The sequence below is a fragment of the Serratia sp. CY71090 genome, from assembly GCF_052166845.1.
In the GTDB taxonomy this organism is placed as follows: domain Bacteria; phylum Pseudomonadota; class Gammaproteobacteria; order Enterobacterales; family Enterobacteriaceae; genus Serratia; species Serratia nematodiphila.
In genome coordinates, this window is sequence record NZ_JBJNOA010000006.1 from 222,866 (window position 1) to 236,686 (window position 13,821).

At 58.8% G+C, this 13,821-nt stretch carries 10 protein-coding genes; 1 reads left to right on the forward strand and 9 read right to left on the reverse strand.

The window, feature by feature from the left end; all coding sequences use genetic code 11:
* Window positions 1-97: 97 nt before the first annotated feature.
* Window positions 98-1,504: a 2-oxoadipate dioxygenase/decarboxylase HglS gene (hglS, locus tag ACJ8OK_RS13510; RefSeq protein ID WP_033633443.1), complete on the forward strand. Its 1,407-nt coding sequence runs from the start codon at window positions 98-100 to the stop codon at window positions 1,502-1,504.
* Window positions 1,505-1,506: 2 nt separating this feature from the next.
* On the opposite strand, the gene lpxK is transcribed toward hglS, so the two are convergent.
* The 9 genes from lpxK to ansB all read right to left on the reverse strand — a co-directional run bounded on the left by lpxK (window position 1,507) and on the right by ansB (window position 13,807).
* Window positions 1,507-2,487: a tetraacyldisaccharide 4'-kinase gene (gene lpxK, locus ACJ8OK_RS13515; RefSeq protein WP_033633444.1), complete on the reverse strand. Its 981-nt coding sequence runs from the start codon at window positions 2,485-2,487 to the stop codon at window positions 1,507-1,509.
* The gene (gene msbA, locus ACJ8OK_RS13520; RefSeq protein ID WP_021504329.1) at window positions 2,487-4,235 is read right to left on the reverse strand and encodes a lipid A ABC transporter ATP-binding protein/permease MsbA; all 1,749 of its coding nucleotides are present in this window, start codon (window positions 4,233-4,235) and stop codon (window positions 2,487-2,489) included. Before msbA ends, lpxK begins: the two co-directional genes overlap by 1 nt.
* A 35-nt stretch (window positions 4,236-4,270) precedes the next feature.
* Complete coding sequence (locus tag ACJ8OK_RS13525; RefSeq protein ID WP_394852904.1) at window positions 4,271-6,547, reverse strand: ComEC family protein; 2,277 nt, start codon at window positions 6,545-6,547, stop codon at window positions 4,271-4,273.
* Window positions 6,548-6,817: 270 nt separating this feature from the next.
* A complete protein-coding gene (gene ihfB, locus ACJ8OK_RS13530) occupies window positions 6,818-7,102 on the reverse strand; it encodes an integration host factor subunit beta (protein WP_004928264.1) in 285 nt (94 codons plus the stop codon).
* Between the two features lie 62 nt (window positions 7,103-7,164).
* The gene (rpsA, locus tag ACJ8OK_RS13535) at window positions 7,165-8,838 is read right to left on the reverse strand and encodes a 30S ribosomal protein S1 (RefSeq protein ID WP_004928267.1); all 1,674 of its coding nucleotides are present in this window, start codon (window positions 8,836-8,838) and stop codon (window positions 7,165-7,167) included.
* Between the two features lie 184 nt (window positions 8,839-9,022).
* Window positions 9,023-9,712 (reverse strand): (d)CMP kinase, encoded by a 690-nt coding sequence (gene cmk / locus ACJ8OK_RS13540; RefSeq protein WP_442530637.1) that lies wholly within the window; start codon window positions 9,710-9,712, stop codon window positions 9,023-9,025.
* A gap of 259 nt (window positions 9,713-9,971) precedes the next feature.
* The gene (aroA, locus tag ACJ8OK_RS13545) at window positions 9,972-11,258 is read right to left on the reverse strand and encodes a 3-phosphoshikimate 1-carboxyvinyltransferase (RefSeq protein ID WP_048322730.1); all 1,287 of its coding nucleotides are present in this window, start codon (window positions 11,256-11,258) and stop codon (window positions 9,972-9,974) included.
* 114 nt (window positions 11,259-11,372) lie between these two features.
* Complete coding sequence (serC, locus tag ACJ8OK_RS13550) at window positions 11,373-12,458, reverse strand: 3-phosphoserine/phosphohydroxythreonine transaminase (RefSeq protein ID WP_033633446.1); 1,086 nt, start codon at window positions 12,456-12,458, stop codon at window positions 11,373-11,375.
* Window positions 12,459-12,760: 302 nt separating this feature from the next.
* Entirely contained in the window at window positions 12,761-13,807 is a 1,047-nt protein-coding gene (ansB, locus tag ACJ8OK_RS13555) for an L-asparaginase 2 (protein ID WP_082996885.1), read from the reverse strand.
* Between the last annotated feature and the right edge of the window lie 14 nt (window positions 13,808-13,821).

Genomic DNA, 13,821 nt, shown 5'->3' on the forward strand with positions numbered 1-13,821 from the left:
AACTTGAGGGGAAAACAAGGCAGACGGCTTTTTCACCAGCACTTTTGCCGCTAAAAACACGATTTTTCAGATTATGCTGAATCAAGGAGCTATGCGCATGACCGCCCAGCAGTTCGTTTCACCTAATGAAATCCGCGCCAGATTCTCTCACGCGATGTCGGACATGTATCAAAAAGAGGTACCGCTGTACGGCGATCTGCTGGAGCTGGTGGCGGAAACCAACCGGCAGGTTCTACGCGAAGATGCCGCACTGGCTCATCAACTGCAAATCACCGGCGAGATCGAACGCCTGGCCATGGAGCGCCACGGCGCGATCCGGGTCGGCACGGCGGACGAACTCGCCACCCTGCGCCGCCTGTTCCGGGTGATGGGCATGGCGCCGGTCGGTTACTATGACCTGTCGGTGGCGGGCGTTCCGGTGCACTCCACCGCTTTTCGCGCCATACACGAAGACGCGCTGCAGATCAGTCCTTTCCGCGTGTTCACCTCCCTGCTGCGCCTGGAACTGATAGAAGATCCCGCGCTGCGTGCGCTGGCCGAGCGCTTGCTGGCGCGCCGCCGTATCTTTACCGATCGCGCGCTGGAGCTGATGGCGCTGCAGGAAGCGCAAGGCGGGCTGAATGAAGTGCAGGCGCAAGAATTTGTCGAACAAGCGCTGGAAACTTTCCGCTGGCATAACCAGGCGACGGTCAGCGCCGAAGAATACCGGCAGCTGCACGATCAGCATCGCCTGATCGCCGACGTGGTGGCGTTTAAAGGGCCGCATATCAACCATCTGACACCACGTACGCTGGATATCGATCGCGTTCAGCAAGCGATGCCCGGCCGCGGTATTACGCCCAAAGCGGTCATCGAGGGCCCGCCGCGCCGCCGCCGCGCGATCCTGCTGCGCCAAACCAGCTTCAAAGCGTTGGAAGAAAGCGTCGATTTCGTTGAGCACGACGGCCACGCCATCGCCGGTCACCATACCGCGCGCTTCGGCGAGATCGAACAACGCGGCGTGGCGCTAACGCCTAAAGGACGCGAACTTTACGACCGTTTGCTGCAGGCGACCAACGATGCGTTACAGGCGCCGCCGAGCGAGAAGAATGCCGAGCGCTACTATCAACTGCTGGAGGAAAACTTCCGGGCGTTTCCGGATGATTACGCCACGCTGCGTGAGCAACAGCTGGCCTGGTTCCGCTATTTCCCGACCGAATGCGGCCTGGCGGCCAAAGAGTCGCTGGACAAGCACAGCACCCTGGAACAACTGATCGAGAAAGAACACGTTCGCTTCCAGCCTCTGGTGTATGAAGATTTTCTGCCGGTCAGCGCAGCGGGGATTTTCCAGTCAAATCTGGGTGACAGCCGCCACGCGCAGTACAATGCCGCTTCCAGCCGGGCAGCGTTTGAACAAGCGTTGGGCAGTGAGGTGATCGACGAGCTGGCGCTATATCAGCAAACCCAGCAGCGTTCGCTGGAAGCCTGCGCGCAAGCCCTGGGGCTTGCCACGCTGGCATCCTGAGATTACTTAGTCAGCAGGGACTCGATATCCTGCAGCAGTTGCTCAGCCTGAGCGGACGGTAGCACCGCATCAACCGGTAGATACCACCAATTGGGCTGGGCAAAGGCGCGACACTTCACCGCGTCCTTCTCCGTCATCAACAGCGTTTGATCTGCATTAACCAACGCCGCCAGCTGTTCCTGCTGATATTCCTGATGATCGGCAAACGCCACTTCCTGCACGACTTCGACGTTCAACTTTTCCAACGTCGCGAAGAAACGCGGCGGATGGCCGATACCCGCCATCGCCACCACGCGCGGCAGCTCGGCCGCCGGGCGACGTTCACCGCTCAGCAGGTTCACCGCATCACGCGCCTGCAGGCGCATGGCAATTTCCCCGGCCTGCGCCACGCCGCCATTGGCGACGCGCGCATCGACGCTGCCAAGCCGCGCAGCGCGCTCGCGCATCGGCCCGGCCGGCAACCACCAGCCGTTACCGAAACGACGCACACCGTCGATGACCACCAGCTCGAAGTCACGCTGTAAAGCGTAGTGCTGCAAGCCGTCGTCGGTGATGATCACATCCAGCGGCTGTTGTTGCAGCAGGGCCTGCACCGCCTCGGCTCGCTTGGGTGCGATCGCCACAGGCGCACCGGTACGTTGATAAATCAGCACCGGCTCATCGCCCGCCTCGCGGGTCGACGTATTCTGACCGAGCACCAGCGGATAAACCGCCGACTTGCCGCCGTAACCGCGTGACACCACGCCAACGCGATAGCCCCGTTGTTGCAGGTGTTCCACCAGCCAAATCACCATCGGCGTTTTGCCGTTGCCGCCGGCGGTGAGGTTACCCACCACCACTACCGGCACCGGCGAACGCCAACTTTTACGCAGGCCGCAGCGGTAACTGAGACGGATCAGCCAACTGAACAAGCCATAGAGCCACGAGAGCGGCAATAGCACCAGATAAAGCAACGAACCGCCGGACCAGATGCGCTCAATCATTATTGACCAAACTGCATGCGGTGCAGCTGCGCATAGGCGCCCTGCCGCTCAAGCAACTCGGCGTGTTCACCCCGTTCGACGATGCGGCCGTCCTCCACCACCAGGATCTCGTCCGCCTTCTCAATGGTCGACAGACGGTGCGCGATCACCAGTGAAGTGCGGTCTTTCTGCAACTCGTCCAGCGCGGCCTGAATGGCACGCTCGGATTCGGTATCCAGCGCAGACGTCGCCTCATCCAGGATCAGGATCGGGCAATCGCGCAGCAAAGCACGCGCGATGGCAATGCGCTGACGTTGGCCGCCGGACAGCATCACGCCGTTTTCACCGATCACCGTATCCAGACCGTTTTCCATCTTGTTGATGAAGTCCATCGCGTACGCCATTTCCGCCGCTTTCTCAATCTGCTCGCGGCTGTATTCGCTCTCACGCGCATAGGCGATGTTGTTGGCGATGGTGTCGTTGAACAGGTGCACGTTTTGCGAAACCAGGGCCACCTGATTGCGCAGCGAGGCCAGGGTATATTCACGCAGATCGTGGCCATCCATCAGGATTTCGCCTTCCTGAATATCGTAGAAGCGCGTCAGCAGGTTGGCGATGGTGGATTTACCCGAACCGGAACGGCCCACCAACGCGACGGTCTTGCCTTCGGCGATTTTCAGGTTGATATCACGCAGCGCCGGCGTTTCTTTGGCCGGGTAGTAGAAGGTGACGTTGCGGAATTCGATATCGCCTTTCGCACGCTTCACTTCGCGGGTGCCGGTGTCTTTTTCCTGTTCCATATCCAAAATGGAGAACAGCGTCTGACAGGCCGCCATCCCTCGCTGGAACTGGGCATTGACGTTGGTCAGCGACTTCAGCGGACGCATCAGCGCGATCATCGACGAGAACACCACGGTAATGGTGCCGGCGGTCAGGGTTTCCATCACGCTTGGGAAGCTGGCGGCAAACAGCACGAACGCCAGGGCCAGCGAAGCGATCAGCTGAATGATCGGATCGGAAATGGAAGACGCGGAGACCAGTTTCATGCCCTGTTGGCGCATGCGGTTGCTCACCGAGTTAAAGCGCTCGGTTTCCACCTGCTGGCCGCCGAAGATCAGCACTTCTTTATGGCCTTTCAGCATCTGCTCGGCGCTGGTGGTGACCTGCCCCATGGTGTTCTGCATGTTCTTGCTGATGTTGCGAAAACGCTTGGACACCAGGCGAATGGCGATGGAGACGATCGGCGCCAGCACGATCAGGATCACCGACAGCTGCCAGCTGTAGTAGAACATCATGATGAACAGGCCAATGATCGAGGCTCCTTCACGCACCACAGTCACCAGCGCGCTGGAAGAGGAGGAAGCTACCTGCTCGGAATCATAGGTAATGCGCGACAGCAAAGTCCCGGTGGACTGCTGATCGAAGAAGGCCACCGGCATTCTCATCATGTGGCCAAACAGGCGGCGGCGCATTTGCATCACCACCATACCGGAAACCCAGGAAATGCAGTAGCTTGAAACAAAACTGGTCACGCCGCGCATCAACATCAGCGCAATCACCGCCAACGGCATCCATACCAGCACGCTGCTGTCGGTTTTTCCAAACCCATCGTCCAATAGCGGTTTAAGCAGAGACAGCATCAGCGTGTCCCCCGCTGCGTTCATAATCAACGCAATGGCGGCCACAATCAGCCCGGTCTTAAAAGGAGTGATCATCGGCCAGAGTCGACGGAACGTCTGCCAGGTCGAGAGATCTTTATCATTCATCATGCAAATACCAGCATCGGAAGAAATAGCGGCCTATTTTACTCATTATCACCCTCTACGCCAAACCGCTGATGGTACCAACGGGGCATTAATTGTTCGCGAAAGCCTTTAATTTGCCAATCGTTGTCGAAAAAAAGTACCGATAACTGACCGGAGCGCGTCGTATCGCGCCATTGGATGCCATTTGCCCGGTATCTGGCGACCACTTTCCGCGCCGGCAATCGCCATTTGTTGTAACGCGATGCGGAGGCCAGCGCCGCTTCGGGATTGATCGCGCGCAGAAACGGCGGCGTCGAGGATGTCTTGCTGCCGTGATGCCCCACCTGCAACACCGTTGCCGCCAAGCGATCGCGCCGCAACCGTAACAGCTGCGCCTCCGCCTGCTTTTCCGCATCGCCAGTGAGCAGCAGACTGAATTGCCCATCGTCGATGCGGATCACGCAGGAGTCGTCATTGACCGGCCTTTTGCGCGTTTTCGGTGGCCACAGCACCTCGAATTGCAGCGATTGCCAGCGCCAACGCTCACCGGCGACGCAGGGCAAGTGTCCTTCCCCGCGTATCGGGCTGCGCACCGTCGCCTGAGGAAATGCCCGCCGCATCACCGGCAGCCCGCCGATATGATCGAGGTGAATATGGCTGATAATGATCTGCTCCAGTTCAATATTCCGCCAGTTCAACATCGGTAAGATATGCCGTTCGGCGGCGCTGCTCGCGGGCCAACGATCGCCGGTATCGTACAGTATCCCCTTGCCGTTTTGCTCGATAACCACCGCCAACCCGTGCCCGACATCAAGCATATCGACGCGCCAGCGATAGTCCGGCGCTTTGCCACGCCACAACACGCAGCATATCGCCACCGCCGCCAGCCCCGGCGCATAGCGCCACCACCAATGAAAGCGCCAGCAGATAACGATAAGCCATCCCGCTATGCTGGCCAGCAGCGAGGCGGCCCCCAAATCCACCCAACCGCGTTGCAGGTAATGCAGCGGCACAAACACCCCGCTCAACGTGAAATCTGCCGACCACCAAAGCCCGTAACTTAGCGAGGGGAAGGCGCCGCCGATCACCGCCAGCAAAATCAACGGCACCGTCACCAATGAGACGATGGGCACAGCCCAAAGATTGGCGGGCAGCGAGGTCAGCGTCAGACCTAAAAACAGCGTGACCTGCATCGGCACCAGCAACAACGTCATGCCCAGCTGAATATGCAGCCAGCGTACCGGCGCCCAATACCAGGCCGAGCGAAATCGCTCGCTGAGCGGCGCCCATTCAAACCAAAAAATCAAACACCCCACCGCCAGCACCGACAGCCAAAAACTGTCTGACAAAACCGCCAACGGATCGCACAGCAAAATCAGCCCGATACACCACAGCCACACTTGCCAGGAAGAACAATGAACGCCGCGCAAGCGCAGCAGCATCCACAGCGTCATCGCCAACGCGGTACGCACCGCCGGCGGTTGGGCGCCCACCAACCAAACATAGATCAGCGTCGCCACCCAGCCTGCGACCAATGGAAAGCGATAGCCAATCAAATGGGCGGGCAGAAAAAACTGCAGCGCTCGCAACGCGGCCCAGAACAAAATGGCGACCATCGCCACATGCAACCCTGAAATGGCCATCAGGTGAGCGATGCCGGTTTTCAGCATCAGCGTGCGCAAAGCCTGCTCCAGCGCGGTTCGTTCCCCAAACGCCAGCGCCAGCAATACCGCCTTGTAACGCAATGCACCGATGTTGGTTTCCGCATGGCTGATGATGCGCTGGCGCAGCCCGCAATCGCCATCCAGCAAACGAGCCTGCCTGACCCGCCCCGTCAACGGCTGGCGCTGGGCGATCGCCCAACGTTGGCTGTCAAATCCGCCTTCATTGAGCTTGCCATGTACCGGCCGCAGGCGCAGTTTCAATTGCCAACGCTGCCCGGCGCACAGCCGCTGCCGTTCTGGAGCCCACGTCGTGGTAAACGCCAGCGCAGGCGCCAACCAATGACCGTCGACCCGCTCGATGCGCATCAGCGTCTGTTTACTGGCGGCGGGCTCCAGCGCGACGCTGCTCACCAGCACCACCGCCGTCACGTCCGGCATGCGAGTTAAGCGCTCCATTTGCCCGATCAGGCTGCCGGCGTTGAAAACCGCCCATATGAATCCCAATCCCAGGCAGGCCAAATAGCGGCAGAATGGCCAACGCGCGCGCAACAGCAAGCAGCCGACAAACAGCATCGGCCACAGCAGCCATAGTTCTGGCAACTGCGGTAAAATCAGCAGCGGCAGGATGCCGCAGATAACGGCGAATATCGCCAGATCCAGCGAAATTTTGATCGTTCTTCTCCCATCGCACCCGCCACGCGCACAAGCGCGTTACGGCAGGCAAACAGGATGAGTCAAGCGGCATGCCGCGACCAGCGGGCTTTAGCGAGAATGCGGCGAGCGCGCCAGGGTAAGAGAGGTTTATGCAGCAACTACACCGCAAATGCGGCGCAGTACGCAATTCACAAGCGTATCGTGGAGAATCGCAGGCGAAAAAAAACGGCGCCTTACAGGCACCGTTTTATATTCTTTTCAAGCAACAACGCTATGATCAGTCAGCGACTAGCCATAGATATTGGCGCGGTCACGCAACTCTTTGCCTGGTTTGAAGTGAGGAACGTACTTGCCGTCCAGCTCAACTTTGTCACCGGTTTTCGGGTTGCGGCCTACACGCGGGGCACGGTAGTGAAGAGAAAAACTGCCGAATCCGCGGATCTCAATGCGTTCGCCCTCGGCCAGCGTAGCGGCCATGTGCTCAAGCATCTCTTTCACTGCATCCTCAACGGCCTTCGCCGGAATATGAGATTGCTGGCCAGCAAGTCTTTCAATAAGTTCAGACTTGGTCATAGTACCTCCAAGCTTTGCAGCTAAACTACCGTATCGGGGCGGTCAGCGACCGCCCCCCGTCATTACTCGCCTTTAGCCGCTTTGAAAGCTTCAGCCATTGCGTTAGAGAAGTTGCCTTCTTCCTGTTTGTTGTTAACAGTTGCGATGGCGTCTTTCTCGTCAGCTTCGTCCTTAGCACGTACGGACAGGCTTACAACGCGGTTCTTACGGTCAACGCCGGTGAATTTAGCTTCAACTTCGTCACCTACGTTCAGAACCAGAGTTGCATCTTCAATGCGGTCGCGAGAGGCTTCAGATGCACGCAGGTAACCTTCTACGCCGCCTGCCAATTCAACTGTAGCACCTTTGGCGTCAACTGCAGTGACTTTACCAGTAACAATAGCACCTTTCTTGTTCATAGACAGGTAGTTATTGAACGGGTCTTCAGCCAGTTGCTTCACGCCCAGGGAGATACGCTCGCGCTCTGCGTCAACTTGCAGAACAACCGCAGCGATTTCGTCGCCTTTCTTGTATTCACGTACAGCTTCTTCGCCTGCAACGTTCCAGGAGATGTCAGACAGGTGAACCAGGCCGTCGATGCCGCCGTCCAGGCCGATGAAGATACCGAAGTCAGTGATAGACTTGATTTTACCTTCAACGCGGTCGCCCTTGTTGTGGGTTTCTGCGAACTGCTGCCATGGGTTGGATTTGCACTGCTTCAGGCCCAGGGAGATACGACGACGTTCTTCATCGATGTCCAGAACCATCACTTCCACTACGTCGCCCACGTTAACAACTTTGGACGGATGGATGTTCTTGTTGGTCCAATCCATTTCAGAAACGTGTACCAGACCTTCAACGCCTTCTTCGATTTCTACGAAGCAGCCGTAATCAGTCAGGTTGGTTACACGGCCAGTCAGCTTGGTGCCTTCTGGGTAACGTTTCGCGATAGCAACCCATGGATCTTCGCCCAGCTGTTTCAGGCCCAGGGATACACGAGTACGCTCGCGGTCGAACTTCAGCACTTTAACAGTGATTTCATCGCCAACATTGACGATTTCGCTTGGGTGCTTAACGCGTTTCCAAGCCATGTCAGTGATGTGCAGCAGGCCGTCTACGCCGCCCAGATCAACGAATGCACCGTAGTCAGTGAGGTTCTTAACGATACCTTTAACTTCCATGCCTTCCTGCAGGTTTTCCAGCAGTTGATCGCGCTCAGCGCTGTTCTCGGATTCGATAACCGCACGGCGAGAAACGACAACGTTGTTGCGCTTCTGATCCAGCTTGATGACTTTGAACTCAAGCTCTTTGCCTTCCAGGTGCAGAGTGTCACGTACCGGACGCACGTCAACCAGGGAACCTGGCAGGAACGCGCGGATGCCGTTCAGCTCGACGGTGAAGCCACCCTTCACTTTGCCGTTGATAACACCGGTTACAGTCTCAGCTTCTTCGTAGGCTTTTTCCAGCGTGATCCAAGCTTCGTGACGCTTAGCTTTCTCACGGGACAGCAGGGTTTCACCGAAGCCGTCTTCAACAGCATCCAGAGCAACGTCAACTTCGTCACCAACCTGGATTTCCAGCTCGCCCTGGGCGTTTTTGAATTGCTCTGCCGGGATGGCAGACTCAGATTTCAGACCGGCGTCAACCAGTACGATATCTTTGTCGATAGCAACAACGACGCCACGAACGATGGAACCCGGGCGGGTTTCGATTTCTTTTAAGGATTCTTCAAAGAGTTGAGCGAAAGATTCAGTCATGTTGTTAATCTTCAGGGTTCTTTAGTTTAACGTCCATTTAGCGTCCCGCCGAATGGGGTTGTTTCACATACCCCGCCATTGGCTCCATGCCGACAGGGTTTAAGGTTACAGGGGTAAAATTTTACCCGATATATTGCGATACCGCTATGACAAATATGACAAAAAGCCAATAGCGCCGCCGCGCTTATTGCTGCGGCAACGCCAACACTTTCTGTGCATACGTCAACGACTGCCGGATCACTTCTTCGATCGACATGCTGGTAGAATCCAGCACGAGGGCGTCAGAAGCGGGCACCAGAGGCGCGATAGGCCGATTACGGTCACGGTCGTCCCGTTCCTTTATCTCGGCTAAAAGACGTTCAAAGTTAACATTAAAGCCCTTTTCCTGCAACTGCAGCATGCGGCGGTGCGCGCGCTCCTCCGAGCTGGCGTCGAGGAAAATCTTGACCGGCGCGTCCGGGAACACCACCGTGCCCATGTCGCGGCCATCGGCAATCAGGCCGGGCGCCTCGCGGAATGCGCGCTGGCGGCGCAGCAACGCCTCGCGCACGCGCGGAAACGCAGCCGCTTGCGACGCGGTGTTGCCGACGGTTTCGGTGCGGATCTCATTACTGACGTCCTCACCTTCCAAAATCACCTGCAGCTTGCCGTCCTGGGCAACGAAGCGAACATCGAGATGTGCGGCCAGCGGAACCAGCGCTTCCTCAGAAGTGATATCCACCTGATGATGCAACGCCGCCAGCGCCAGCACGCGATAGATCGCGCCGGAGTCCAGCAAACGCCAACCAAGGGACTCGGCCAACGCTTTACACAGCGTGCCTTTGCCCGCGCCACTTGGTCCATCAACGGTTATCACCGGGGCTGTAGCCGTCATTTCTCTCTCCTTCAGGTAGAAAACCTCACAGAGGCACGGCGCGCTTCGACTCGAAGCCCGTGAGCTCTGTCACCTGCCCAATCAGGGGCAAATACGGTGGCGTATTATACGCTGCCCTACGGCGATCTGTTACCCTGGAACTATCCGGTTGTTGAAAATAAGCGCACAACCGCGAAAAAGTATAGAAGAAACGCCGGTCGCCAAAGGTTAAAAACGATAAAGGCCCGCAAAGGGGCCTTAAAATAAACGATTTGACGGGTTACGCCGGCTGGCTGATGCGCGCCAGCTGTTCGAAATAATCCGGGAAGGTCTTCGCGGTGCATTTCGGATCGAGAATGGTGACCGGCGTATCCGACAGCGCCACCAGCGAGAAGCACATTGCCATGCGGTGATCGTTGTAGGTGCCGATCTCGGCGAACTGCAGTTTGGCCGGCGGCACGACGTGAATGTAGTCTTCGCCTTCGTCCACTTCCGCCCCCACTTTACGCAGCTCGGTGGCCATCGCCGCCAGACGGTCGGTCTCCTTCACCCGCCAGTTGTAGATATTGCGGATGGTGGTCGGCCCCTCTGCGAACAGCGCTGCGGTGGCGATGGTCATCGCCGCGTCGGGAATGTGGTTCATGTCCATGTCGATGCCGCGCAGTTCACCGCGGCTGCACTCGATGAAATCGTCGCCCCAGGTGATGCGCGCGCCCATTTTCTCCAGCACGTCGGCAAACTTGGTGTCGCCCTGCACGCTTTTGCGACCGATGCCGGTCACGCGCACGGTGCCGCCCTTGATCGCCGCCGCCGCCAGGAAGTAAGAGGCGGAAGAAGCGTCGCCCTCAACCAGGTAATCGCCCGGCGCGATATACGTCTGGCGCCCCTGGATATGGAATACCCGGTAGTTGTCGTGGCTCACCGATACGCCGAAGGTGCGCATCAGATGCAGCGTAATGTCGATGTACGGCTTGGAAACCAGCTCGCCCTTGATGTGGATCTGCGTATCCTGCGGCGCCAGGGGCGCGGTCATCAGCAACGCGGTCAGGAACTGGCTGGAGACGCTGCCGTCAACGGTGACGTCGCCGCCCAGGAAACCGCCGCGCAGGCGAATCGGCGGGTAATCGGTCTGTTCGAGGTAATCAATCTGCGCCCCGCCCTGGCGCAACGCGTCCACCAGATGGCCGATCGGGCGTTCTTTCATGCGGGGTTCCCCGGTCAGCACCACGTCGCCTTCACCTAGGCACAGCGCCGCCGCCAGTGGGCGCATCGCGGTGCCGGCATTGCCGAGGAACAGTTCCAGCGGTTGGTTGGCCACCAACGGCCCGGCCACGCCGGTCACTTCACACACGGTGCGGTCGGCGGAAAGCCGGTAGTTCACACCCAACGCCTGCAGCGCATTCAGCATATGACGCACGTCGTCGCTGTCCAGCAGGTTGGTCAGCCGGGTCGTTCCCTCCGCCAGCGCCGCCAGCAGCAGAGCGCGGTTAGAAACGCTCTTCGAGCCGGGTAAGTTGACGGTGCCATTGACCAGGGCGACCGGTTGTAACGTCAGGGAATCCACCATGTGAACAAAACTCTCCAATTCTGATAAACGAAACGGCTCCGGAATAATGCCGGAGCCGCTTTAATGCAAAAGGACAACAGCCTGAGGCCGCCCGCGCCTGGCGGGCTGCCGGAATCAACCGTGACGACGTTCGAAGTCGGCCATGAAGTCGGTCAGCGCCTGGACGCCGGCCAGCGGCATGGCATTGTAAATAGAAGCGCGCATGCCGCCAACTACCCGGTGGCCTTTCAGCGCCTGCAGGCCGATAGCCTCGGCTTCGCTGAGGAACACCTTGTCCAGCGCCGCATCGGCCAGCTGGAACGGCACGTTCATCCACGAGCGGTTGGCGATGGCAACCTGGCTGCGGTAGAAGTCGGATTTATCGATGGTCGCATACAGCAACTCGGCCTTAGCCTGATTGCGTTTTTGCATCTCCACCAGGCCGCCCTGCTCTTTCAGCCATTTGAACACCAGCCCGGACAGGTACCAGGCGAAGGTCGGCGGGGTGTTGAACATCGAATCGTTCTCGGCCAACACGGTGTAATCGAGGATCGACGGCACTTCTTTACGCGCCTTGCCCAACAGATCGTCACGCACGATCACCAGCGTCAGGCCGGCCGGGCCGATATTTTTCTGCGCGCCGGCGTAAATCACGCCGAAGCGGCTGACGTCGAGCGGGCGGGACAGGATGGTCGAGGAGTAATCGCCGATCACCACTTTGTCGCCGAAGTCCGGCGTTTCATCGATGGCCACGCCGTCGATGGTCTCATTCGGGCAATAGTGCACATAAGCCGCGTCGGCGCTGAGCTGCCACTCTTTCATCGGCTTGATGCCGCTCAGGCCGTCGATGCGGGTTTTCACGTCGATGACGTTCGGGGCGCAATACTTTTCCGCTTCCTTGATGGCGCTGTGCGCCCAATAGCCGCCGTCGATATAGTCGGCGGTGGCCTTGTCGCCCAGCAGGTTCAGCGGCAGCGCTGCGAACTGCGCGCGGGCGCCGCCGTGGCAAAACAGCACTTTATAGTTGGAGGGGACTTTCAGCAGATCGCGCAGATCCTGTTCCGCCTGCTCGGCAACGGCGATGAATTCTTTGCTGCGGTGACTGATCTCCATCACAGACGTTCCCAGGCCGTGCCAGTTGCACAGTTCCTGTTCCGCACGACGCAACACTTCCACCGGCAGCATCGCCGGGCCAGAGCTAAAATTATAAACCTGAGTCATTTCCCCTCACCACATTCACTGTTCGCCGCAGAAAAGCGACCTGTCGAAAAGACGCCCGAAGTTAACGCTCGCGTTAACCAACCCATCGGTTTTATCACTCACGCCCCATGGCTGCAACGCTTATTCGCCCGTCGGCGGCAAACGGCCGTGCCGGGTGATGACAGGCTCTGCGGCCGTCGCGATTGTTTGGACGATAAAACCCTGTGACATGGGGAAATTCAGCGGGTTAACGCGGTGTTTTATGCTGTATTCAGCCAAGATGGCTGCGGGAGCCCGGATGGCCCCCGCAGGAGAGGAAACGATCAGTACTGATTAAACATCTGCTGGATCTGCTTCGCGTCTTTGGTTTGCGTCAGCGCCAGCTGCAGCAGAATGCGCGCCTTTTGCGGATTCAGCGTGCCGGCGGCCACGAAGCCGTACTTGGCGTCGTCCACTTCCGCATCCTCGGTGGTGGCGCCGGTCGGCACGCGCGAAGAACGCACCACCGCCACGCCGTTGTGCGCCGCCGTCGCCAGGGTGTCGAACACGGTTTTATACAGGTTGCCGTTGCCGACCCCGGCGCTGACGATGCCCTGATAGCCTTCGGCGATCAGCGCCTTGGCCGGCGCATCGGAGGCGTTGGCGTAGTTGTAGACGATGCCGACCTTCGGCAGCTCGTTCAGCTTGCTGACGTCGAACGGCGTCTCCCGGGTATGCTTACGCTGCGGCGAGCGCTGGTAATCGATCTTGCCGTTGTGGATATACCCCAGCGGGCCGTAGTTTGGCGACTGGAAGGTCTGCACGGCGGTGGTATTGGTCTTGGTGACGTCACGCGCGTCCAGCACGGTGTCGTTCATCGCCACCAGCACCCCGCGGTTGGCCGATTGCGGATCCGCCGCCGTCACCACCGCGCTATACAGGTTGAACGGACCGTCGGCGCTCATCGCCGTCGCCGGCCGCATCGCCCCCACCAACACCACCGGCTTGTCGCATTTCACCGTCAAATCAAGGAAATAGGCCGTCTCTTCCAGCGTATCGGTGCCGTGAGTGATGACGAAGCCGTCGGTTTTGCCGCAGTCGGCGTCAATTTTCTTCGCCAGCGTCAGCCAGACCTGATCGTTCATGTCCTGCGAGCCGATGTTCACCACCTGCTCCCCCTGCACGTTGGCGATATCCTTCAGCGCCGGCACCGCATCGACCAACGCCTCGACGCCAAGCTTGCCCGCGGTATAGTTGGATTTCGTCGCCGAATCGCCGCCGCCGGCGATAGTGCCGCCGGTCGCCAGCAGGGTGATGTTGGGCAGCGCCAGCGCCGAGGCGCTGACGCCGGTCAACAAGAGGGTTAACGCGCTGAGTTTCACTGATTTCATTAGATTTCTCCGTG

Coding starts and splice junctions, on each gene's coding strand:
- cmk (WP_442530637.1), bottom strand. CDS start 9,712: ATGACGGCTACAGCCCCGGTGATAACCGTTGATGGACCAAGTGGCGCG.
- aroA (WP_048322730.1), bottom strand. CDS start 11,258: ATGGTGGATTCCCTGACGTTACAACCGGTCGCCCTGGTCAATGGCACC.
- ansB (WP_082996885.1), bottom strand. CDS start 13,807: ATGAAATCAGTGAAACTCAGCGCGTTAACCCTCTTGTTGACCGGCGTC.
- ihfB (WP_004928264.1), bottom strand. CDS start 7,102: ATGACCAAGTCTGAACTTATTGAAAGACTTGCTGGCCAGCAATCTCAT.
- rpsA (WP_004928267.1), bottom strand. CDS start 8,838: ATGACTGAATCTTTCGCTCAACTCTTTGAAGAATCCTTAAAAGAAATC.
- serC (WP_033633446.1), bottom strand. CDS start 12,458: ATGACTCAGGTTTATAATTTTAGCTCTGGCCCGGCGATGCTGCCGGTG.
- msbA (WP_021504329.1), bottom strand. CDS start 4,235: ATGATGAATGATAAAGATCTCTCGACCTGGCAGACGTTCCGTCGACTC.
- lpxK (WP_033633444.1), bottom strand. CDS start 2,487: ATGATTGAGCGCATCTGGTCCGGCGGTTCGTTGCTTTATCTGGTGCTA.
- hglS (WP_033633443.1), top strand. CDS start 98: ATGACCGCCCAGCAGTTCGTTTCACCTAATGAAATCCGCGCCAGATTC.